A 22,669-nucleotide genomic window follows, 5' to 3' on the forward strand; every position below is an offset into this window, starting at 1 on the left:
TATATTTTATTTTAAATTTTTCTAATATGGGATATTATAAATTTGAAATAATAAATAATCCTAATTCTTTTTATTTAAAATATAATAACCTAAAAAAAGAAAAATTAATCATAAATAAATTTTATAACAAAAAAATATACTTTATAAAAAATACAGATAATATATTAAAAATAAAAAAAATAAATAGTGTAAAAGAAATAGCAAATTCAAAAAACTTTTCTAGAAAAAAATTATATGTATTTAATAATGAAATTAGTAAAGATATTGCTTATTCTTTTAGGAATAAAAAAAGTAGTGTTAGATACAAAAATTATTCTTATTATAGTAGTTTCCATGATTTATATAAAGATTTAGAAAAAAATACTAATTTAGACTATATATGTTATGCTGATAATTCTATAATATACTATAAAAAATATATAGAAAATTTATTTGATGAAATATATGAAATAAATAATTGAAAATATTAATTGTAATTTAAAATTTGATATATTATAATTAATTTAGTTTACAAAGAAGGAGAAAATGTTGTGAATATCAATAATTTGAATGAAAAAATTGGTGAAGAAGTAAAACTTGGTGCTTGGATAGCAAATAAAAGAAGTAGTGGTAAAATTGCTTTCTTCCAGTTGAGATACGGAGCTGGATTTATACAAGGAGTTGCTTTAAAAGAAACTTTAGGTGAGCAAAAATATCAAGAATTAAGACACTTAACACAAGAAACATCACTAGAAGTTACAGGAATAATTAAAGAAAATGTTAGAGAGTTATCAGGTATAGAGCTTGAAATATCTGATTTCAAAGTTATTAGTATTGCTACGGATTATCCTATAACTCCTAAAGAGCATGGTGTAGACTTTTTAGCAGATAGTCGCCACTTGTGGATTAGGTCTAAAAAGCAACACACTATTTTAAAAATAAGAAATCAAATTATAAAATCTACTTATGATTTTTTTGAAAAAGAAGGATTTTTAAAACTAGATCCACCTATTTTAACATCTTTAGCCCCAGAAGGAACAACAGAATTATTTAATACTAAATATTTTGAAGAAGAAGCATATCTTTCTCAATCTGGTCAGCTTTACATGGAGGCGTGTGCTATGTCATTTGGAAAAGTTTATTCTTTTGGTCCAACTTTTCGTGCTGAAAAATCTAAAACTCGTCGTCATTTAATAGAGTTTTGGATGATAGAACCTGAAATGGCATTTTGTAATCATGATGAAAGTTTACAAGTTCAAGAAAAATATGTTAATTATTTAATTAACGATGTTATTAACAAAAATGAAAAAGAATTAAAAATTTTAGGAAGAGATATTGAATCGCTTAAATCTGCAACTGGAGCCTTCCCTCGTATTAAGTATAAAGATGCGATAGCACTTTTAAAAGAAAACGGTTTTGATGATATAGAATATGGAGAAGATTTCGGCTCTCCTCATGAAACATTTATAGCTAATTCATATAAAAAGCCAGTTTTTATTACGCATTGGCCTAAAGATATAAAACCTTTTTATATGAAAGAAGACAAAGTAAATAAAGGAACTGTTCTTTGTGCCGATTTAATTGCACCTGAAGGATACGGAGAGATTATAGGTGGTTCTCAGCGTGAAGATAATTATGATGTCTTATTAGAAAATATAAAAAATCATAATTTGAATTTAGATGCTTATAGTTGGTATTTAGACTTGAGAAAATACGGTTCAGTAGAACATTCAGGATTTGGTCTTGGATTAGAAAGAACAGTTGCTTGGATTACTGGCAACGGTCATGTTCGAGAAACAATTCCATTCCCTAGATTGTTAAATAGGTTGTTACCATAAAATGCAAAATGTTGATTTTAAAGGATTGTTTGTTGAACAGGATTTTTTACTTAATTACTCTAAATACAATTTAACTAAAGAAGAAGCATTTTTCTTACTACAACTAAATTATATTTCTCAACAAGGAACAAGACAATTTAATGTTAAAAATTTTTCCGCAGAATTGTCAATTCCAGAAGAAGTTTTTATGAACAATATCCACAAGCTTTATTCTAAAAATATAGTTTCGCTTAGCTCTAATAAGTACATAGTTTTTAATATAGGTAGTCAAAATAAAAAATATTACACCTTGAAAGAACTTTGCTTACTAGCAGAAAAAATAGTTAATAAATTATTAACTTCAAAAGAAATGGATATTATTTCTTCTTGGATTGATAAAAAATTCACAAAAGAAGAAATAAATGAGGCATTTAGAATATCTAAAAATATTAGTTATGTAAATGGTATTTTGAATAATAAACCCGTAGAAATTAGCAAAGATTTAGATGAGGACGATATTTTAAATTATGACTGGCTCAATAAATAAGAAAGACAAACTAAAATTTTTTCAAGAATACTTAGATGAAATTTTTCCTGATGTTGATTGTGAATTAAACTTTTCTAATAATTTAGAACTTTTAATAGCAGTTTTATTGTCAGCCCAATGCAAAGATGAATATGTAAATAGAGCAACACCAGAATTATTTAATAGATTTAAAACCATAGATGATTATGCTGATGCAGATGTTGCTGAGATAGAAAACTATATAAAAACATTAGGTCTATACAAGGCAAAATCTAAAAATATAAAAAATATGGCTATAATGTTAAGAGAAGATTTTAACTATTCGATACCAAATGATTTAGAAAATTTAATAAAATTACCTGGTGTCGGAAGAAAAACAGCCAATGTTGTTATGTCAGTAGGATTTAATATTCCAGCAATAGCGGTTGATACTCATGTTGAGAGAGTGTCAAAAAGATTAAAATTTGCAAGAAAATCGGATTCTCCTTTACAAGTAGAATATAAGCTAATGAAATTATTTCCTAAAGATAAATGGAGTAAATTACATCATCAACTAATACATTTTGGGCGATATAAGTGCAAGGCAAAAAAACCAGAATGTAGTAGCTGTGAACTATATAAAATTTGTAGCTACAAAATAAATAGGAGAAAAGAATGATAATAGTAAGTATAATATCAATAATTTTAATTTTACTAGACCAAGTTTCTAAATATTTAATTTTAACAAAATTTAATTTAGGAGAAAGTGTAGAAATTATAAATAATTTTTTCTATATAACTTCACATAGAAATAGGGGAGCAGCTTGGGGAATATTAGAAAATAGTAGAATATTCTTTATATCAATTACTATAATATTTTTAATTAGTATATTTTATTATTTATTTAAAAATTTAAAAAAATTTAAAAAAATTGATTATATAATATTTTCTCTTATAGTAGGTGGAGCTATTGGTAATTTTATAGATAGAATTAGGACAGGAGAAGTTGTTGATTTTTTAGATTTTAATTTATTTGGTTATGATTTTCCAATTTTTAATTTTGCAGATACTTTTATATGTATAGGCGTTTTGTTATTAGCTATAAAAATTTATAATGAAGATTAAAATAGTTACGCAATTGCGTAACTATTTTTGTATTTAAAAAATAATATGTTATAATTTAAAAATGTAATATTTTAAATTAGGAGAAAGTAATGTACGCATATATAAAAGGTACTGTAACAGAAATAAGCCCCAAAAATATAATTTTAGAAAATAATTATATAGGATATGATATTTTAGTTCCTAATCCTTATGAGTATACTATATCTGAAGAAGTAACTATTTTTATCAGCCAACAAATACGTGAAGATTCAAATACACTATATGGATTTAAAACAAAAGAACAAAAGGAAGTTTTTTTACTTTTGTTAAAGGTAAAAGGCGTTGGTCCTAAAAGTGCTTTAGCTATTTTAGCTGGAGCAAAAAGTGATGAAATAATTGAAGCAATAGATAAATCTGATGTTAATTACATGACTAAATTTCCTGGTATAGGTAAAAAATCAGCTCAACAAATTATTTTAGATTTAAAAGGTAAAATTGATTTTATAAACGATAATAATTTCAATACAAATAAAAATCAAGAATTAATAGATGCAATTTTAGCCTTAGAAGCTTTAGGGTATAATAAAAAAGAATTATCAAAAATAGAAAAACAATTATCTTTATACGAATATAAAACAGCAGATGAATTTGTAAAACAAGGATTAAAATTATTAATAAGTGTTAAATAATATAATGAAAGGATAAATTTTGTAATGGATGATAGATTGCTTTCAAGTCAATCAAATACTTATGAAGAAGAAAATGAACAATCACTAAGACCAAAATTTTTAAAACAATATATAGGTCAAGATAAAATAAAAGAAAATCTTGAAATTTTTATAAAAGCGGCAAAAATTAGAAATGAAGTTTTAGACCATTGTTTAATTTATGGACCTCCAGGACTGGGTAAAACAACTTTAGCAACAGTAATAGCAAATGAAATGGAAGTAAATATTAAATACACATCTGGCCCTAGTATAGAAAAATCTGGCGACCTTGCAACAATATTAACAACATTAGAACCAGGAGATGTTTTATTTATTGATGAAATTCATAGAATAACTAGGTCAATAGAAGAAATTTTATATTCAGCAATGGAAGATTTTTATCTAGATATAGTTATAGGAAAAGGAGAAGACTCAAGAAGTGTCAGGATAGAATTACCTCCATTTACTTTAATAGGTGCAACTACTAGAGCTGGATCTTTGACTGCTCCTTTAAGAGATAGGTTTGGAGTCCACTGTCGATTAGAATTTTATAATAGTGATGATTTACAAAAAATATTAAAAAGAAGTGCCAATATATATGATTGCCAAATTGATGATATGAGTACCTATCAAATTGCTAAAAGGTCAAGAGGAACTCCTCGTATAGCAAATAGACTTTTAAAGAGGGTAAGAGATTTTGCACAAGTAAAAAATGAGGGAATTATCACAAAAGAATTAGCAATTAATTCATTAGATTTATTACAGGTAGATTCAAGTGGACTTGACAATATTGATTATAAAATACTTGAGTGTTTAGTAAAAAGATATGAAGGTAAACCAGTAGGACTAGAAACTATAGCGATAACTATTGGAGAAGAAAGTATAACGATAGAAGATGTTTATGAACCTTATTTGGTAAAAGAAGGATTTATTGAAAGAACTCTTAGAGGAAGAAAAGCAACTTTTAAAGCCTATAAACATTTAGGAGAAGAGGACAATTTTAAATGATAGATAGTAAACAATTTATAAATACAAGACATAAAAATCAAAAAATAAATTATGATAATGTTTTAAAAGAATTAATAAAAGAATGGGAAAGAAAAAATATAAGACCAAAATTATTAATACATTCATGTTGTGCACCATGTAGCACCTATGTTTTAGAATATTTATCAAAATTTTCGGATATTACAATATTTTTTTCAAATTCTAATATTCATCCCAAAGAAGAATATATTAAAAGAATGCTTGTTCAAAAAGATTTTATTGATAATTTTAATAAAAAAACAGGAAATAATGTTTCATTTATTTTTGATGAATACAAGCCAAGTAAATTTTTAAAGGCAGTAAGAGGTTATGAAGAAGAAAAAGAGGGTGGAGAAAGATGTCATATATGTTATGAAATGCGTTTAAACAGTACAGCAGAAAAAGCACAAGAATTAAATTTTGATTATTTTGCTTCAGCCCTTACTCTAAGTCCCAAAAAAAACGCACAAGTAATCAATGAAAGTGGCTACGAACTACAAGAAAAAATTTCTATATATTATCTACCATCTGATTTTAAAAAAAATAATGGTTATAAAAGGTCTATTGAAATGTGTGATGAATATAATATTTATAGACAATGTTATTGTGGTTGTGTGTTTGCAGCTATAAAGCAAGGAGTAGACTTAAAAGAAATTAATAAAAGTGCTAAAGCATTTAATGAAAATCATGAAAAATATCTTGAATACAAATCATTAATTAAGTAAAAAATATTTTTAAGTTTATAGAGTGTAAAATAATTATTTTGCATTCTATTTTAATTTTATTTTAAATACTTTAATATTTAAAATAAAATTTAATTATAAATAAAGGCTGGGATAATATTTTATAATATATATCTCGATAAAGATTTAAAATATATAAAAAATTACTTAAAAAAAATTATTTTTTCTTTTTATGACTTGTAAAAGACTTGTAAATATTAAAGGTATGTGCTATTATAATCATGTAAAATATATAATATATAAGGAGAATTTTATTATGTTACAAAGAGAATATAAAATTGTTGATGAAACAGGAATACACGCCAGACCAGCTACACTCTTGGTGCAAGCAGCTTCTAAATTTGAATCTAATATCGAATTAGAATTTAAAGGAAGAAGAGTTAATTTAAAATCAATAATGGGTGTTATGAGTCTTGGTGTTGGTAAAGATGCAGTTGTTACAATCTATGCTGATGGTTCAGATGAAGAAGTAGCACTGAATACTATTGAAGAAACATTGAAGAAAGAAGGATTAATATAGTATGTTACAATTAAAAGGTATTGCCGCATCACAAGGTATATCTTTTGCTAAAGCATACATCTTTGTTGAACCAAATTTAACAGTAATCGAAAGAAAAATTCAAGATACTGAAGAAGAAATTTCTCGTTTCGATGCAGCGATAGAATTATCAAAAAAAGAATTAGAAATAATTAGAGATAAAGCCTTGGTTAATCTTGGAGAAGATAAGGCGGCTATCTTTGAAGCCCATTTACTGATTTTAGATGACCCAGAATTTATGGGAACAGTTAGAACGGATATTGTTTCTAAAGAGATAAATGCAGAATATGCTTTAAAAGAAACTTCCGATATGTTTATTCATATGTTTGAATCGATGGATAATGATTATATGAGAGAACGTGCAGCCGATATAAGAGATGTTTCTAAGAGATTACTTGCTTATTTGTTGGGTGTTAATTTACCAAACCCAAGTTTAATTGAAGAAGAAGTTATTGTTATAGCCGAAGACTTAACTCCGTCTGATACTGCTCAATTAAATAGAAATTTTGTAAAAGGTTTTGCAACTAATATTGGAGGGCGCACATCTCATTCAGCTATAATGGCTCGTTCTTTAGAAATACCTGCAGTAGTAGGTACGGGAAATATAACGGAGCAAGTAAAGAATGGAGATTTTCTAATAATAGATGGTCTTAACGGAATAGTAGAAATTAATCCTTCAGAAGAATTAATTTCTAATTATAAAGTAAAAGAAACTGATTTTGAATCTAAAAAGGCAGAATGGGCTAAATTATTAAATGAAAAAACTGTTAGTAAAGATGATCATGAAGTAATTTTAGCTGCAAATATAGGAACTCCTGCTGACCTAGATGGTGTTAAAAATAACGGTGGCGAAGCTGTTGGTTTATACCGTACAGAATTTTTATACATGGGACGTGATTCACTGCCAACAGAAGAAGAACAATTTGAAGCCTATAAAGCAGTTTTAGAAGGAATGGGAGATAAACCTGTTGTTGTTCGTACTTTAGATATTGGCGGAGATAAGGAGTTACCTTATTTAGATTTACCTAAAGAGATGAATCCATTTTTAGGATATAGAGCCATAAGACTTTGTTTAGATAATACTGATTTATTTAGAACACAATTAAGAGCATTATTAAGAGCTTCGGTTTTTGGTAAACTGTGTTTAATGTTTCCTATGATTGCAACTGTTCAAGAATTCCGTAATGCAAAAGCACTATTCTTAGAAGAAAAAGAAAAATTGATTTCAGAAGGTGTAGGAGTAAGTGATGAAATTGAATTAGGAATAATGGTAGAGATACCATCAACAGCGGTTATTGCAGATTTATTTGCAAAAGAAGTTGATTTCTTCTCAATAGGAACTAATGACCTTGTTCAATATACTATGGCAGCTGATCGTATGAGTGAAAAAGTATCATACCTATACCAACCATACAATCCTGCAATTTTAAGATTAGTTAAAAGTGTGATAGAAGCCTCTCATAAAGAAGGTAAATGGACTGGAATGTGTGGAGAAATGGGAGGAGATCCTCTTGCAATTCCTTTACTTTTGGGAATGGGATTAGATGAATTTTCTATGTCAGCAACTTCAATCTTACAAGCAAGAAGTCAAATTAAAAATCTTGAAGTAACGAAAATGAAAGAACTAGCAGAAAAAGCAATTCAATGTTCTACTACCGAAGAAGTTTTAGATTTAGTAGAAGAATATACAAAATAAGAATATGGGAAAATATTTCCTATATTCTTATTTTTTAAATATATTTTCAATTTCTTTAAGAGCCTCTTCAAATGAAAAAACAATTTTTCCCTTTGTCAATATTCCTCCCAAAACATAATGATTAATTGCATAACTAGGTATAGAATATTTATTTGCAGATTTTAGTCTAATGTCAGAGTTAATTGCGATTATTTTTTTATTGTTAGCTATGGCAATACCTAATTCTACCATAACTCCACTATCTTCATTAGTTATATCTGCTAGAAAAATATCACAATTATTTACTGCTAATGTATCTACCTTAAATATTTCTTCAGGGCTTGGTAGTGATTGTTTATTTTCATTAAAAGGTTGTTCTATTGGATTAAATATTTCTAAATTATTTCCAAATTTTTCTTTTAATATCTTTCCTTCTTTTAATCTTTGCATAATTTCCGCTTCATTAAATAAAGCTCCAGCTAAATATAATTTCATAAATTCCTCCTAAAATATTTTCTAAGTAAATTATAATATTAATATTTATTTTTTACAATATTCGTAAATAAATTCAGTGTAAATTATTTAATTAAATGTTATAATATATTTTAAGATTTTGGAGGTGTTTTTTTGAATAAAAATAAACTAATTGTTAAAAATTTATCAGTTAATTATAATAATAAAAAAGTTTTAAACAACTTGAATTTTAATGTTACTGAGGGTGATTTTGTTGTAATTTTAGGAAAAAGTGGAGCAGGGAAAACTACACTTCTAAGATGTATTAATAAATTAAATAATTTTACAGGTTATATAAGTATTGATGAAATAAATATAAATACTTTAAATAATCGTAACTTAAATGAAATTAGAAAAAAAATAGCTTTTATATTTCAAGATTATAACATCTTAGATAATTTATATACCATAGAAAATGTTATGCTTCCATTTTTATCAGATAAAAATATTGTAGAAATCTTGTTTAATATTTATAAAAAAGATGAGTACAATTTAGCCTTAAAATATTTAGACAAGGTTGGCTTAACAAATGAAGCATTTATAAAATCTAAATATCTATCTGGAGGTCAAAAACAAAGAGTGGCCATAGCAAAAGCTATATGTCAAAAACCATCAATATTATTAGCGGACGAACCTGTTAGTAGTTTAGATATAAAAAATACGGAAGAAATTATGAATTTATTTGCAACTTTGAATAATAAAAAAAATATGACTATTCTTATGAATTTACATGATGTAGAGATAGCTAAAAAATATAGTCATAAAATAATAGGTATTAAATCTGGAAATATTTTATTTTATAAAAATACTGAGGATGTAACTGATAATGAAATTACAGAATTATATAGATAAGAAAAAAACAAATTATATTAAAATTACTTCTTTTTTTGCTATAACACTAATTACAATTATAAGTTTTTTTGATTTTAATAATTTTGTTAATAGTTTATTAAGACTTAATAGTTTTTTTTCTAAACTTTATCCTATGGATTTATATTTTGTATCAGCTATTTATGAGCCAATACTTAATACTATACTCATAGCTTTGCTATCTACAATATTGGGTGTTGCTACAACCTTATTACTACTTCCATTACAAAATAATTTGCTTTATGAAAACAAAACAATACCAAAAATAACTTCTGCAATTTTTTCTATTTTTAGAACTATTCCATCATTAATCATCGCCTCTATATTGGTTAGTGTTTTTAGTGTTGGGAATTTTAGTGGATTCTTATGCTTATACATAATAAGCATCTTAATATCTTCAAAAATTTTAAAAGAATATTCAGAAGAAATTAATAAAAAACATATAGATTCTTTAGTTAGTTTAGGATTTGGTCGCTTTAAAATTTATAAGGTTGGCATTTTTGAAAATTTAAAACCTAATATTTTAAGTGTATTTTTTTTAGTTTTAGAATCTAATATAAGAGGTGCAAGTATTTTAGGTCTTGTAGGTGCTGGAGGAATAGGTCAATTGCTATGGAAAGAATTGAATCATCTCAGATATGATAGGGTTTCTTTAATAATTTTAATTTTAATTTTAATAATAGTTTTAATAGACTTAATTAGCTATTTATTTAGAAGTAAAAAATTTAATTTTGTAAATAAAAATAATTATTATAGAAGAAATATTCAAATAAATTTTATTTTTCTTCTAATTTTATTTATAAGTATATATTTAAGTACAAATTACTTAAATATAGGTTTAGATAGAATAAAAATTGGACTAGTAAATTTAAAAAATATGTTATTTGGATTATTACAACCAGATTTTTCATATTTGATAAAAGCTTTACGAGCTTTGTTGGATAGTTTTATAGTCGCTTTTTCTTCAACAGCTTTGGCTGCAACTACAACAGTATTGATAACTTATTTTTATGTAGCAAGATTATCAAACATATTTTCTTCCTTGATTTTTAAAATTATAATAAATATATTCAGAACAATACCGCCAATAATTGTAGCAATAATATTTTTTAGGGGATTTGGGCCTGGTTATTTAAGTAGTTTTTTTGCACTTTATTTTTACACAGTAGGAATAATGACTAAAATGTTTGGAGAAGTCTTAGAAAATATTGATAACAATATTTTTCTGTCGATTAAAAGTATGGGAATATCAAAATTTTCAGGTTATAAAAATATTATATTAAAAGGCTGCTTCCCAGAATTTTTATCAATATATCTGTATAGGTTTGAAATGAATATAAAAAATTCAACTATTTTAGGTATGGTAGGTGCTGGAGGCATAGGTCAATTACTTATAAATAATATAGAATTTAGGAATTGGAATAAAACTTCAACAATATTAATTGTACTTTGCTTATCTATTATTATTGTTGAAAATTTATCAAATATAATAAGAGAAAGGATAAAAACATAGAAGTAAATAATGAGATTAAAAGTAGGGAAAATAGTAAATACACATGCCTTGAAAGGAGAATTAAAAATAATATCTAGCAGTGACTTTATAGAGAATAGATTAAAGCCGGGTTCTAAGTTAGTAATAACAAAGAGTAATCAAACTATAAAAGAGGTAGTAGTAGAAGTAGCAAGAGAACACAAGGGAGCTTATCTAGTTAAATTTGAAGGAATTAATAGTATAGAAGAAGCAGAAAAATTTAAAAACTTACAACTAAAAATAGATGAGGAATTTTTAGAAGATTTAGAAGATGGCGAATATTATTTTTATGAAATAATAGGCTGTAAAGTTTATCGAGATGATAATAATGAAATAGGAGAAATCATTGAAATATTGCAAACAGGAGCAAATGATGTTTGGGTTGTTAGTAATAATTTAGGAAAAGAATATTTAATTCCTTATATTGATGATGTTGTTAAAGAAATTGATATAAATAATAAAAAAATTTTTATAGAAGTAATGGAAGGGCTATTAGATTAATGAAAATAGATATTTTAACTCTTTTTCCTGATATGTTTGACAGTCTTAACCATTCAATTTTAGGAAGAGCAAAAAATAAAAATATATTAGAAATTAATACTCTTGATTTTAGAAATTATGCAAATAATAAACACAAACAGGTAGATGATTATCCTTTTGGGGGAGGAGAAGGAATGGTTTTAAAACCAGAACCAATATTTAATGCTGTTGAAAGTTTAAATAAATCAAAAAACAGTAGAATAATATTACTTTGCCCTCAAGGAGATAGGTTTGACCAAAAAAAAGCAGAAGAATTATCAAAAGAAGAACATTTGATTTTTATTTGTGGACATTATGAAGGGTATGATGAAAGAATAAGAGAATTTTTAGTTACAGATGAATTATCTATTGGAGATTTTATTTTAACTGGAGGAGAATTAGCTGCAATGACTATGATAGACAGTATATCACGATTAATTCCAAATGTGTTAGGGAAAGAAGAATCACATAAAAATGATTCATTTTCTACTGGTTTATTAGAATATCCTCAGTACACAAGACCACAAAATTTTAAAGGGATGGAAGTTCCAGAAATATTATTATCTGGGCACCATAAAAATATTGAAAAATATAGAATGTATGAAAGTCTTAAAAGAACATATCTAAGAAGACCTGATTTATTAAAAAATTATAGATTAGATGAAGATCAGATAAAAATGCTTGAAGAAATAAAAAAATATAAGCAATAAAATGCTAAAATTAGTGACATTATAATTAATTTATTGTATAATATATTTTAGTATTGGAGTAACAGGAGGACAAAGAAGTAACATGACGGCTTCATTTGAGGAATTATTAAATAGTACAGAAATGTTAAAGAAAGGTGATAGAGTAAGAGGAACTATATATAGGATAGATGCTGATAAGGCTTATGTTGATGTAAAAGGGGCTCAATATGACTGTGTTATATTAAAAAATCAAGTTTCTAGAAAATTTGTTCAAGAAATAGCAGAAGTTCTTTCAGTTGGTCAAGAAGTAGAGACTATTGTAACAGGTGTAAGAATAGATAGAGAAAAAAGAGAAGAAGAAGTTCCAGGAATTATATATCTTTCAAGAAAAGCTATTGAAAATCAAGAATATAAAAAATTACTTGAATTAAATTGGGAAGAAATAATTGAAAAATTTGAAAAAGGTGAATTTGTTAATGCTGAAATATCAGCATTAACAAAAGGTGGATTAATCTCAAACTTAAAAGGTATAAGAGCATTTGTACCAGCTTCACTAATAGATACTAAATTCACTAAAAACTTATCAAATCATTTAAACAAAGAATATACTTTTAAAATTGAAGTAGTTGATAAGTCAAAAGGAAGAATAATTTTAAATAGAAAAGTTATTTTAGAAGAAGAAAAAACTAAAAAATTAGACAAGATATTTTCAGAAATAAATGTTGGAGATGTTTTAGAAGGAAAAGTTAGAAGAATTACTAACTTTGGTGTATTTGTAAATATTGGAGAAATAGACGGTTTAGTTCATATTTCAGAAATTTCACATACTAGATTTGAAAATATAACTGACGTGCTAAATATCGGCGACACTGTAAAAGTTATTGTTATAGATTTAGATAGAGAAAATGTTAAAGTAGCTTTATCAATAAAAGCATTATTACCTACACAATGGGAAATTGCTCGTGCAAATATTTCAGTTGGAGATGCTTTAGAAGGAAAAGTTAGAAACATTACTGATTTTGGTGTTTTTGTAGAAGTTGCTTCAGGTGTAGAAGGCTTGGTACATATATCTCAAATTTCACATGAAAGAGTAGAAAAAGTTTCTAACGTTCTAAAACAAGATGATATTGTTAAAGTAAAAGTATTAGATGTTGACTTTGATAAAGAAAGATTATCTTTATCAATAAAAGCACTACAAGAAAAACCTGTTAAAGTAGAAGATAAAGAAGAAGAATTTGATACTACTTATCTAAAAACAGAAGATACAGAATATAGTTTAGCTGATAAATTTAATGTTTTGCAATAATTCATTAATAAATAAAATTAATAGTAATAGATTAATCCTACTCTATTACTATTATTTTTTGTTAATATTAGAATAGGAGGTAAAATTATGACAAAACCAACAGTTGCAATAATAGGAAGACCAAATGTGGGGAAATCTACAATTTTTAATAGAATTATAGGTGATAGACTTTCTATAGTTGAAGACGTGGCAGGCGTAACTAGAGATAGGATATATTCTAAGGCTGAATGGTTAAACTATTCTTTCTTTTTAATAGATACAGGAGGAATAGAAATAGAAAATAAACCTTTCCAAAAACAAATTAGGGCTCAAGCTGAACTAGCTATTGACGAAGCAGACCTTATAATATTTTTAACAAATGGTAGAGATGGGATAACCCCTGATGACGAAGAAGTTGCAAAATTATTATATAAAACAGATAAGCCAGTAATTTTAGCAGTAAACAAAATTGATAATTTTGATATGAACTATATGATTTATGACTTTTATTCTTTAGGTTTTGGTGACCCATATCCAATATCTGGTTCGCATGGTTTAGGGTTGGGTGATTTACTAGATGCTGTTTGTAAAATTCTTTATAAAAATAATTTGAATATGGAAGAAGATGAAGAAGATAATAAAATAAGATTTTCACTTATAGGAAGACCAAATGTCGGAAAATCAAGTTTAATAAATGCTATACTAGGTAAAGATAGAGTTATCGCTTCAGAAATAGCAGGAACAACAAGAGATGCCATTGATAGTGATTTTAAATATAATGGTGAAGAATATGTAGTAATTGATACTGCTGGAATTAGAAAAAGAGGAAAAGTATATGAATCATGTGAAAAATATTCAGTTCTTAGGTCTTTAAAAGCTATTGAAAGGTCAGATATCGTCTTGGTTGTCATAAATGCAGAAGAAGGAATAATCGAGCAAGACAAAAAAATAGCAGGTTACGCTCACGAATCTGGTAAGGGAGTAATAATAGTTGTAAATAAATGGGATGCTATAAAAAAAGATGATAAAACAATGAAAGAATTTGAGGAAAAGATTAGAGATAATTTCTCTTATTTAGACTATGCAAAAATAATTTTTGTTTCTGCAAAAACAAAACAAAGAGTATTTAATTTATTTTCATTAATAAAAGAATCTTATGAAAATCGACACAGAAGAATACAATCATCAACATTAAATGAAGTAGTTGTAGATGCTGTAACTATGAATCCTACTCCGCAAGATAAGGGCAAAAGATTAAATATATTTTATGCTTCTCAAGTTGCTATTAATCCACCTACTTTTGTATTTTTTGTCAATTATCCTGAATTAATGCATTTCTCATACGAGAGATTCCTTGAAAATAGGATAAGAGACGCTTTCTGTTTTGAAGGGACACCAATAAAATTATTAACAAGAAAAAGAAATTAAAATCAATAACTTAATATTTTTAGTGAATTAAGATTAAAAATTTGCTATAATATTTTTAGATTATATTATTAAGTTGGGAGCAAAATAATGAAAGTTTCAGTAATAGGTTCTGGAAGTTGGGGTACTGCTTTATCCCAAGCTATAATCGATAATAATCACGAATGCTTAATTTATTCTCGTGATAAAAATACAGAAAATGAAATTAATATACATAATACAAATAAAAGATATCTTAAAAATATAAAATTACCAGCTTCTCTTAAAGCAAGCTCAAACATTAAAGAAGTAGTTGAGTTTGGTGAAGTGATTGTTGTTGCAGTTCCAACAAAAGCAATGAGAGAAATTTGCAAGCAAATTAACAAATATTTAAATAATCCAAAATATATAATTCACGTTTCAAAAGGATTAGAAATTGAAACCAATTATAGAATGTCTGAAGTTATAAAAGAAGTTATAGATAAAAATAAGCTAAAAGGAGTTGGAGTTTTAAGTGGTCCTTCTCATGCTGAAGAATTAATATTAAGACATCCAACAGTAGTTGCCATAGCCTCAAGTGATAAAAATTTAACTTCCTTAGCTCAAAAAATATTTCAAAATGAATATTTTAGAATATATGTAAATGAAGATACAGTGGGTGTTGAAATCGGAGGAGCCTTAAAAAATATAATAGCTGTTGGTTGTGGAATAATTGATGGTTTGAATTTAGGAGATAATGCTAAAGCCGCACTGCTAACAAGAGGTTTAATAGAAATAACAAGAATGGGGAAAAAACTTGGCGCTAAAGAATTAACGTTTTTAGGTTTAAGTGGAATAGGAGATCTTGTTGTAACTTGTACCTCTAAACACTCTCGAAATTACAATTGTGGCTTATTAATAGGTAGAGGTTTTTCACTAGAAGAAGCTATTAAAAAATTAGATATGGTAGCAGAGGGAGTTTTAACTACAAAAGTTTGTTACCTTTTATCAAAAAAATATGATGTCTATATGCCTATAACAGAAAATATTTATAAAGTCTTATATGAAGGGCTTGACGTTAAAGAATGTTCAAAAAATTTAATGTCAGGAATTACTTCTTTAGAATTAAATAAATTCGAATAAAAATTTGTAATATTTTAAAATAAAGACTTGCTAAAATAATATTATTGTGGTAATATTTAATAAGTAAAATGGCAAGCACCATTATATCAATACATGGAGGATATTTATTAATGAATAAATCGGAATTAATCGCAAAAGTTGCTGAAAAATCAGGATTGCAAAAAAAACAAGTTGCTGTAGCTATTGAAGCTTTTGTATCTACGGTAGAAGAAACTTTAGCAAAGGGTGAAAAAATTCAAATTATTGGATTTGGTAACTTTGAAGTTAGAGAAAGAGCAGCTCGTAAAGGTCGCAACCCACAAACTAATGAAGTTATAGAGATAGCACCAAGCAAAGCACCTGCATTTAAAGCAGGTAAATCACTTAAAGACGCTGTAAAATAATAAAATTAAAGTTACTAATATTTTTATTGGTAACTTTTTTTATAAGGAGATTGATTTGAAAAAGAAAGAAGAATCAATAAAATTAATAAAAAAACTTCTTGAAAATATAGGAGAAGATACTGAAAGAGCTGGACTGTTAGATACTCCTAAAAGATGTATAAATATGTATGAAGAATTATTATCACACACAGGAGTAGACCCAAAATTAGAAATAAATACTTTTTTTGAATCTGATAATGATGAAGCAATTTTAGTTAAAGATATAGGTTTTTACTCTTTATGCGAGCATCACATGTTACCATTTTTTGGTGTTTGCCACATAGCCTATATACCCAACAATAAAAAAATAACGGGCTTAAGTAAATTAGCAAGATTAGTAGAAAGTGCAAGCAAAAGATTGCAAATACAAGAAGATATGACTCTTATGATTGCAAATGCAATAGAAGAACAATTAAAGCCTAAAGGCGTATATGTTATAATAGAAGCAGAGCATATGTGTATGGCAATGAGGGGTATAAAAAAAATAGGTTCTAAGACAGTTACAAGTAAAAAAACAGGAATTTTTAAAGAAAATTTATCTTTAACTAAAGATATAGAGTATAAAATAAAATTATAAACTGGTAATTTAAAATGGAAAAATTTAATTATATTATTATAAGAGCAGAAGAAAATAATGTTAAAGTAATTACAAAAAAAGTTAATAATGAAGAAATTTTAGAAATTATTAACAAGGGAGAAGTTTTATTGTTGAACTTACAAGAAAACATAGTGAATTTTAAAATTTCAGGAAAAGCTAGAATAATATCTAACTTAGACCCAATTATTTCAGATTAATGCATTGCATAGACAATGCTTTTTTGTTTTCTGTTAAATTGACTTTTTAAAATAATTGATTTATTATATTATTTATGAAAATCTAAAGGAGAAAATTATGATAAAACCAATATTTGACAATGTTATATTAAAAAAATTTGAAGAAGAAGAAAAAACACAGAATGGAATTATAGTGTCGTTTCAAAAAAATTCACAAGTTAATATAGGAGAAGTTTTTGCAATAGGTGAAGCGAGTGTTTTATCGGTAGAAAACGGAGGAGAATTAAAAATAGGAGATAAAGTAATATTTTCAGATAATTTTAAAGAAGTTGATTATAAAAACGAAAAATATTATGTATTAAACGAAGAAGAATTATTAGCAATAATAGAATAATTTAGAGGTGAAGAATGGTTAAAGAAATAAAATTTTCAGAAGATGCTCGTCAAAGTATGAAAAAAGGTGTAGATAAATTAGCTAATACAGTTAAAATAACATTGGGACCAAAAGGAAGAAATGTTGTTTTAGATAAAAAATTCGGAACACCTTTAATAACAAATGATGGTGTATCAATAGCAAAAGAAATTGAATTAGAAGATCCCTATGAAAATATGGGGGCAAAATTAGTAGCAGAAGTAGCTAATAAAACAAATGAAATTGCTGGTGATGGAACTACTACGGCTACAATTTTGGCACAGGCTATGATAACAGAAGGGTTAAAAAATGTTACTGCTGGTGCAAATCCGATTGGTATAAGAAAAGGAATGGAAATAGCTGTAAAAGCAGCAGTAAAAAAATTAAAAGAAATAAGTGTTATTGTAGACTCCAAAGAAAAAATAGCCCAAGTTGCATCTATATCATCAGCAGATGAAGAAATAGGAAAATATATTTCAGATGCAATGGAAAAAGTTGGTACTGATGGCGTGATAACTATAGAAGAATCTCAAAGCTTAGAAACTACTTTAGAAATTGTAGAAGGTATGAAATTTGATAGGGGTTATATTTCTCCTTACATGGTTACAGATACAGAAAAAATGATTGCAAATTTAGAAAATCCATATATATTAGTAACCGATAAAAAAATTAATAATATTTCAGAAATATTACCTGTATTGGAAGATGTAGTGCAAGCCGCCAAACCTATGTTGATAATTGCTGATGATTTTGAAACTGAAGCTACTCAACAATTAGTTGTAAATAAATTAAGAGGAGTTTTTAATGTTATAGCTGTAAAAGCACCTGGCTTTGGTGAGCGTAGGAAAGCTATATTAGAAGATATTGCTATTTTAACAGGAGCAACTCTAATAACTGCTGATTTAGGTTTAGAACTTAAAGATACAAATATTAATATGCTAGGAAAATCAAATAAAGTTACAGTTACAAAAGATAGCACCGTAATTGTAGACGGTAAAGGTGATAAAGATAAAATTATTGCTCGTACAGAACAAATTAAATCTTTATACAAAACTTCAAATTCTGAATTTGATAAGGAAAAATATCAAGAAAGATTATCTAAATTATCTGGAGGAGTGGCAATAATAAAAGTTGGAGCCGCAACAGAAACAGAATTAAAAGAAAGAAAGTTGAGAATAGAAGATGCTTTAAATGCAACTAAGGCTGCTGTTGAAGAAGGTATAGTTGCTGGAGGAGGAACAGCCTTAGTTCAAATTATTACAGAATTAGAAAAATTATCAGAAAATGGTGATATTCAAACGGGTATAAATATTATAAAAAAATCTCTTGAAACACCAGTAAGGCAAATAGCAGAAAATGCTGGAGTAGAAAGTAGTATAATTGTTTCAAAACTAAAAAATTCAGAAGTTGGTTTTGGTTACAATGCAGCAACAGAAGAATGGGTTGATATGATAAAAGCAGGAATAGTTGACCCAACTAAAGTAACACGTTCAGCATTACAAAATGCAGCAAGTGTAGCAAGTTTATTCTTATCAACAGAAGCAGTGGTAGCGGATATTACTAAAGAAGATAATACTTTACCTCCTCAAATGCCTATGGTTTAATAAATAAAACAACTAGAGATAATTCTTTAGTTGTTTTTATATTTTTTAAACTAATATTTTATTAAATAATAAAAAATAGTGTATAATTAAATAAAATTTTATTAAAATAGATAGGAATTTTGAAATGAAAAAAGATAAGATAATTATTCAAGGAGCAAGAGAAAATAATTTAAAAAATATAGATTTAGAAATTCCAAGAGACAAATTTGTAGTAATAACAGGAGTTAGTGGAAGCGGGAAAAGTTCTCTTGCCTTTGATACTATATATGCAGAGGGACAAAGAAGATATGTAGAAAGTCTTAGTGCCTATGCCAGACAATTTTTAGGTAATATAGAAAAACCAGATGTAGATTTAATGGAAGGATTATCGCCAGCTATTTCTATAAATCAAAAAACAACTTCAAAAAATCCTAGGTCAACAGTAGCAACAGTTACGGAAATTTATGATTATTTAAGATTATTATATTCAAGAATAGGAGAAATATACTGTCCTAATCATAAAGAAAAAATTTCTAGTAGTTCTATTAGTGAAATAGTAGATGCAGTAATTAAATTACCAGAAAAAACTAGAATACAGATTATTGCTCCTATTATAAAAGAGCAAAAAGGAACTCACAAAAAATTAATAGAAAAATTAATTAAAGAAGGCTATGTTAGATTTAAAATAGATTCTGAAAATTATGAATCTGACGACATACCAGAATTAGAAAAAAATAAAAAACATAGTATCAGTGTAGTAGTTGATAGAATAATAATAAAAGAAAATATAAAAGGTAGACTAGAAGATTCTTTAGAAAGTTCTTTAAATTTATCTAATAATGGTTTAGTAAAAATAGAAGATATAACTAATAATAAAGTATATTTATATTCTACAAAACACAGTTGTAAATATTGTGATTTTTCTTTAGGAGATTTAGAGCCTAGAATATTCTCTTTCAATAATCCCCAAGGTGCTTGTGCTGAATGTGATGGTTTAGGTATGCACGAAACTGTCGATACAAAAAAAATTATTGGTTATGATTTGTCAATAGAAAATGGAGCAATAAAAATATTTAATAATGCTACTTCTGTTTACTATCCAACTTTAATAGAATGTGTGTGTAAAACATTTCAAATAAATATGACTATTCCTTTTAAAGATTTGCCTGATGAGCATAAAGATATATTATTTTACGGAAATAAAGAAAAAGAAGTTACCCATAAATATACTAATGATGAAGGAATTACTAAAACTAGAGTTATATATTTTGAAGGTTTAACGAATACAGTATATAGAAGATATACAATGGGAATGACAAGAGCTTCTAGGGAAGCAATGGCTAAGTATATAAAAGAAGACACATGTAAAAGTTGTAAGGGTAAAAGATTAAAACCAGAAATACTTTCAGTATATGTAGACAATAAAAATATTGCTGATATTTGTGAAATGTCAATTAAAGATAGCTATAAATTTTTTACAACTATAAATCTTAGTGAGAAAGATTACAAAATAGCTAATTTAGTATTAAAAGAAATTATAGCAAGATTGCAATTTTTAAATGATGTAGGATTAGATTATCTTACATTAAATAGGTCGTCTGGAACTTTGTCAGGAGGAGAAGCACAGAGAATAAGACTTGCAACACAGATAGGTTCAAAACTTATGGGTGTAACATATATATTAGATGAACCTTCTATTGGTTTACATCAAAAAGATAATGAAAAATTAATTTCTACTATGAAGTCCATGAGAGATTTGGGAAATACTGTCTTAGTAGTTGAGCATGATGAGGATACCATGCTATCTTGCGATTATATTATAGATATAGGTCCAAAAGCTGGAGAGTTCGGAGGAGAAGTAGTTGCTATAGGAAGTCCAAAAGATATAATGAAAAATAAAAATTCTATTACAGGAGACTACTTATCTCGCAGAAAAAAAATAGAAGTACCAGAAAATAGAAGAGCAGGTAATGGAAATTATATAGAAATAAAAAATGCAAAAAAAAATAATTTAAAAAATATTTCTGCTAAATTTCCTCTAGGAAAATTTATCGGTGTAACTGGAGTATCGGGTTCTGGAAAATCTACTTTAGTTAATGAAATTCTATTTAAGTCTGTTAAAAATATTTTAAATAAGGAAGAAATAAAAAAAGAATTTGTTAAAGAAGTAAATGGCGTAAAGGAAAATATTGATAAAGTAATCGACATAGACCAAAGTCCAATTGGTAGAACGCCTAGAAGTAATCCAGCAACATATATTGGAGTTTTTGATGATATAAGAGATTTATATGCCACTACCAATGAAGCAAAATTAAGAGGATACAAAAAAGGTAGATTTAGTTTTAATGTAAAAGGTGGAAGATGTGAAGCCTGCACAGGAGATGGTATTTTAAAAATTGAAATGCACTTTTTACCAGATGTGTATGTACCTTGTGAAGTTTGTAATGGAAAAAGATATAATAGGGAAACTTTAGAAGTTAAATATAAGGGAAAAACCATATCTGATGTTTTAGATATGACAGTAAAAGAAGCCTACGAATTTTTCTCAAATATACCTAAAATAAAAAATAAAATTGAAACAATGTTAGAAGTAGGTTTAGATTATATAAGATTGGGTCAAAGTGCCACAACACTTTCTGGAGGAGAAGCTCAGCGTGTTAAATTAGCAAGTGAATTATATAAAAAATCTACTGGTAAAACACTGTATATTTTAGATGAACCAACAACTGGATTGCATATTCATGATATTAGTAAATTAATTAATATAATAAATAAACTTGTTGACAGTGGGAATACAGTGATAGTAATCGAACATAATTTAGATGTGATAAAATGTTGTGATTATTTAATAGATTTAGGCCCAGACGGAGGAGTCAATGGAGGAAATATTTTAGCACAATGCACACCAGAAAAATTAGTTGATGTTTCTAATAGTTATACAGGTGAATTTTTGAAAAAATTATTAAAATAATATAATTAGTATATTTATTTGATTACTATTCACTTGTAATTTACTAATAAAAATTGTATAATTTTACGTATGCCGATACATAAATTGTGTTACTATTTTAGGAGGAACAAATATGGCAATTGAAATTAAAAATAATTTAGGAACTATACTAATTAATGATGAAGTTATTTCATCTGTTGCTGGTGGAGCTGCTGTTAGCTGCTACGGAATAGTAGGTATGGCTAGTAAAAATCAAGTAAAAGATGGTATTACTGATATATTAGGTAAAGAAAATTATTCAAAAGGAATAATTATCAATAGAAGTGAAAATAAACTAGAAGTTGATATGTATATTATTGTTATGTATGGTACAAAAATATCTGTAATTGCAAACAATGTTCAATCAACAGTAAAATATCAAATCGAAAAAACACTTGGAATAAAAATAGATGCTATAAATATTCATATCCAAGGAATAAAAGTTGTGGAAAAATAGGGGGG

Annotated in this window: 24 protein-coding genes and 1 pseudogene; 24 read left to right on the forward strand and 1 reads right to left on the reverse strand. The window is 26.6% G+C overall.

Going from position 1 to position 22,669, the window contains the following annotated elements; all coding sequences use genetic code 11:
• The 10 genes and pseudogenes from KMP12_RS02390 to ptsP all read left to right on the forward strand — a co-directional run.
• Positions 1–461, forward strand: a pseudogene (locus KMP12_RS02390) (hypothetical protein); the annotation flags it as partial.
• Positions 462–530: 69 nt separating this feature from the next.
• Entirely contained in the window at positions 531–1,817 is a 1,287-nt protein-coding gene (gene asnS, locus KMP12_RS02395; protein WP_215756145.1) for an asparagine--tRNA ligase, read from the forward strand.
• A gap of 1 nt (position 1,818) precedes the next feature.
• A complete protein-coding gene (locus KMP12_RS02400) occupies positions 1,819–2,343 on the forward strand; it encodes a DnaD domain protein (protein ID WP_215756146.1) in 525 nt (174 codons plus the stop codon).
• Positions 2,324–2,980 (forward strand): endonuclease III, encoded by a 657-nt coding sequence (gene nth, locus KMP12_RS02405; RefSeq protein ID WP_215756147.1) that lies wholly within the window; start codon positions 2,324–2,326, stop codon positions 2,978–2,980. Before KMP12_RS02400 ends, nth begins: the two co-directional genes overlap by 20 nt.
• Positions 2,977–3,426 (forward strand): signal peptidase II, encoded by a 450-nt coding sequence (gene lspA / locus KMP12_RS02410; protein WP_252344671.1) that lies wholly within the window; start codon positions 2,977–2,979, stop codon positions 3,424–3,426. Before nth ends, lspA begins: the two co-directional genes overlap by 4 nt.
• An 89-nt stretch (positions 3,427–3,515) precedes the next feature.
• Positions 3,516–4,094: a Holliday junction branch migration protein RuvA gene (gene ruvA / locus KMP12_RS02415; RefSeq protein WP_215756148.1), complete on the forward strand. Its 579-nt coding sequence runs from the start codon at positions 3,516–3,518 to the stop codon at positions 4,092–4,094.
• A gap of 24 nt (positions 4,095–4,118) precedes the next feature.
• The gene (gene ruvB, locus KMP12_RS02420; protein WP_215756149.1) at positions 4,119–5,120 is read left to right on the forward strand and encodes a Holliday junction branch migration DNA helicase RuvB; all 1,002 of its coding nucleotides are present in this window, start codon (positions 4,119–4,121) and stop codon (positions 5,118–5,120) included.
• Positions 5,117–5,863 (forward strand): epoxyqueuosine reductase QueH, encoded by a 747-nt coding sequence (locus tag KMP12_RS02425; protein ID WP_215756150.1) that lies wholly within the window; start codon positions 5,117–5,119, stop codon positions 5,861–5,863. Before ruvB ends, KMP12_RS02425 begins: the two co-directional genes overlap by 4 nt.
• Positions 5,864–6,137: 274 nt before the next feature.
• A complete protein-coding gene (locus KMP12_RS02430; RefSeq protein WP_215756151.1) occupies positions 6,138–6,401 on the forward strand; it encodes a phosphocarrier protein HPr in 264 nt (87 codons plus the stop codon).
• A gap of 1 nt (position 6,402) precedes the next feature.
• On the forward strand, positions 6,403–8,115 hold the full coding sequence (gene ptsP, locus KMP12_RS02435) for a phosphoenolpyruvate--protein phosphotransferase (RefSeq protein WP_215756152.1): 1,713 nt from the start codon (positions 6,403–6,405) through the stop codon (positions 8,113–8,115).
• Between the two features lie 27 nt (positions 8,116–8,142).
• Here the strand turns inward: ptsP and KMP12_RS02440 are convergent, their stop codons facing one another.
• Positions 8,143–8,589, reverse strand: a complete 447-nt coding sequence (locus tag KMP12_RS02440) for a nucleoside 2-deoxyribosyltransferase (RefSeq protein WP_215756153.1) — start codon at positions 8,587–8,589, stop codon at positions 8,143–8,145.
• A 132-nt stretch (positions 8,590–8,721) separates the two neighbouring features.
• Here KMP12_RS02440 and phnC point away from each other — a divergent pair, with 132 nt between their 5' ends.
• The 14 genes from phnC to KMP12_RS02510 all read left to right on the forward strand — a co-directional run bounded on the left by phnC (position 8,722) and on the right by KMP12_RS02510 (position 22,664).
• The gene (phnC, locus tag KMP12_RS02445) at positions 8,722–9,459 is read left to right on the forward strand and encodes a phosphonate ABC transporter ATP-binding protein (RefSeq protein WP_215756154.1); all 738 of its coding nucleotides are present in this window, start codon (positions 8,722–8,724) and stop codon (positions 9,457–9,459) included.
• Entirely contained in the window at positions 9,434–10,990 is a 1,557-nt protein-coding gene (locus KMP12_RS02450; protein ID WP_215756155.1) for a PhnE/PtxC family ABC transporter permease, read from the forward strand. The genes phnC and KMP12_RS02450 overlap by 26 nt, the downstream gene beginning before the upstream one ends.
• Before the next feature lie 9 nt (positions 10,991–10,999).
• The gene (rimM, locus tag KMP12_RS02455) at positions 11,000–11,509 is read left to right on the forward strand and encodes a ribosome maturation factor RimM (RefSeq protein ID WP_215756156.1); all 510 of its coding nucleotides are present in this window, start codon (positions 11,000–11,002) and stop codon (positions 11,507–11,509) included.
• Entirely contained in the window at positions 11,509–12,237 is a 729-nt protein-coding gene (trmD, locus tag KMP12_RS02460; protein WP_215756157.1) for a tRNA (guanosine(37)-N1)-methyltransferase TrmD, read from the forward strand. The genes rimM and trmD overlap by 1 nt, the downstream gene beginning before the upstream one ends.
• An 82-nt stretch (positions 12,238–12,319) precedes the next feature.
• Positions 12,320–13,522, forward strand: a complete 1,203-nt coding sequence (rpsA, locus tag KMP12_RS02465) for a 30S ribosomal protein S1 (protein ID WP_215756158.1) — start codon at positions 12,320–12,322, stop codon at positions 13,520–13,522.
• A gap of 87 nt (positions 13,523–13,609) precedes the next feature.
• Complete coding sequence (gene der, locus KMP12_RS02470; protein ID WP_215756159.1) at positions 13,610–14,929, forward strand: ribosome biogenesis GTPase Der; 1,320 nt, start codon at positions 13,610–13,612, stop codon at positions 14,927–14,929.
• A gap of 84 nt (positions 14,930–15,013) precedes the next feature.
• Entirely contained in the window at positions 15,014–16,027 is a 1,014-nt protein-coding gene (locus KMP12_RS02475) for an NAD(P)H-dependent glycerol-3-phosphate dehydrogenase (protein WP_215756233.1), read from the forward strand.
• A 110-nt stretch (positions 16,028–16,137) separates the two neighbouring features.
• A complete protein-coding gene (locus KMP12_RS02480) occupies positions 16,138–16,410 on the forward strand; it encodes an HU family DNA-binding protein (RefSeq protein ID WP_215756160.1) in 273 nt (90 codons plus the stop codon).
• 55 nt (positions 16,411–16,465) lie between these two features.
• Positions 16,466–17,026, forward strand: coding sequence for a GTP cyclohydrolase I FolE (gene folE / locus KMP12_RS02485; protein WP_215756161.1), 561 nt, complete (start codon positions 16,466–16,468; stop codon positions 17,024–17,026).
• A gap of 14 nt (positions 17,027–17,040) precedes the next feature.
• A complete protein-coding gene (mtrB, locus tag KMP12_RS02490) occupies positions 17,041–17,244 on the forward strand; it encodes a trp RNA-binding attenuation protein MtrB (RefSeq protein ID WP_215756162.1) in 204 nt (67 codons plus the stop codon).
• Between the two features lie 97 nt (positions 17,245–17,341).
• Positions 17,342–17,617 (forward strand): GroES family chaperonin, encoded by a 276-nt coding sequence (locus tag KMP12_RS02495; RefSeq protein ID WP_215756163.1) that lies wholly within the window; start codon positions 17,342–17,344, stop codon positions 17,615–17,617.
• Between the two features lie 14 nt (positions 17,618–17,631).
• The gene (gene groL, locus KMP12_RS02500; protein ID WP_215756164.1) at positions 17,632–19,239 is read left to right on the forward strand and encodes a chaperonin GroEL; all 1,608 of its coding nucleotides are present in this window, start codon (positions 17,632–17,634) and stop codon (positions 19,237–19,239) included.
• 124 nt (positions 19,240–19,363) lie between these two features.
• A complete protein-coding gene (uvrA, locus tag KMP12_RS02505; RefSeq protein WP_215756165.1) occupies positions 19,364–22,189 on the forward strand; it encodes an excinuclease ABC subunit UvrA in 2,826 nt (941 codons plus the stop codon).
• 112 nt (positions 22,190–22,301) lie between these two features.
• A complete protein-coding gene (locus tag KMP12_RS02510) occupies positions 22,302–22,664 on the forward strand; it encodes an Asp23/Gls24 family envelope stress response protein (RefSeq protein ID WP_215756166.1) in 363 nt (120 codons plus the stop codon).
• The last annotated feature ends 5 nt before the right edge of the window (positions 22,665–22,669 follow it).

The sequence above is a fragment of the Gemella sp. zg-1178 genome, assembly GCF_018790995.1.
Lineage (GTDB): Bacteria > Bacillota > Bacilli > Staphylococcales > Gemellaceae > Gemelliphila.

Bases quoted from the DNA above. Each gene is read 5' to 3' on its own strand.
- KMP12_RS02400 (WP_215756146.1), top strand. From the start codon at position 1,819: ATGCAAAATGTTGATTTTAAAGGATTGTTTGTTGAACAGGATTTTTTA.
- nth (WP_215756147.1), top strand. From the start codon at position 2,324: ATGACTGGCTCAATAAATAAGAAAGACAAACTAAAATTTTTTCAAGAA.
- lspA (WP_252344671.1), top strand. From the start codon at position 2,977: ATGATAATAGTAAGTATAATATCAATAATTTTAATTTTACTAGACCAA.
- ruvA (WP_215756148.1), top strand. From the start codon at position 3,516: ATGTACGCATATATAAAAGGTACTGTAACAGAAATAAGCCCCAAAAAT.
- ruvB (WP_215756149.1), top strand. From the start codon at position 4,119: ATGGATGATAGATTGCTTTCAAGTCAATCAAATACTTATGAAGAAGAA.
- KMP12_RS02425 (WP_215756150.1), top strand. From the start codon at position 5,117: ATGATAGATAGTAAACAATTTATAAATACAAGACATAAAAATCAAAAA.
- KMP12_RS02430 (WP_215756151.1), top strand. From the start codon at position 6,138: ATGTTACAAAGAGAATATAAAATTGTTGATGAAACAGGAATACACGCC.
- ptsP (WP_215756152.1), top strand. From the start codon at position 6,403: ATGTTACAATTAAAAGGTATTGCCGCATCACAAGGTATATCTTTTGCT.
- KMP12_RS02440 (WP_215756153.1), bottom strand. From the start codon at position 8,589: ATGAAATTATATTTAGCTGGAGCTTTATTTAATGAAGCGGAAATTATG.
- KMP12_RS02450 (WP_215756155.1), top strand. From the start codon at position 9,434: ATGAAATTACAGAATTATATAGATAAGAAAAAAACAAATTATATTAAA.
- rimM (WP_215756156.1), top strand. From the start codon at position 11,000: ATGAGATTAAAAGTAGGGAAAATAGTAAATACACATGCCTTGAAAGGA.
- trmD (WP_215756157.1), top strand. From the start codon at position 11,509: ATGAAAATAGATATTTTAACTCTTTTTCCTGATATGTTTGACAGTCTT.
- rpsA (WP_215756158.1), top strand. From the start codon at position 12,320: ATGACGGCTTCATTTGAGGAATTATTAAATAGTACAGAAATGTTAAAG.
- der (WP_215756159.1), top strand. From the start codon at position 13,610: ATGACAAAACCAACAGTTGCAATAATAGGAAGACCAAATGTGGGGAAA.
- KMP12_RS02480 (WP_215756160.1), top strand. From the start codon at position 16,138: ATGAATAAATCGGAATTAATCGCAAAAGTTGCTGAAAAATCAGGATTG.
- mtrB (WP_215756162.1), top strand. From the start codon at position 17,041: ATGGAAAAATTTAATTATATTATTATAAGAGCAGAAGAAAATAATGTT.
- KMP12_RS02495 (WP_215756163.1), top strand. From the start codon at position 17,342: ATGATAAAACCAATATTTGACAATGTTATATTAAAAAAATTTGAAGAA.
- groL (WP_215756164.1), top strand. From the start codon at position 17,632: ATGGTTAAAGAAATAAAATTTTCAGAAGATGCTCGTCAAAGTATGAAA.
- uvrA (WP_215756165.1), top strand. From the start codon at position 19,364: ATGAAAAAAGATAAGATAATTATTCAAGGAGCAAGAGAAAATAATTTA.
- KMP12_RS02510 (WP_215756166.1), top strand. From the start codon at position 22,302: ATGGCAATTGAAATTAAAAATAATTTAGGAACTATACTAATTAATGAT.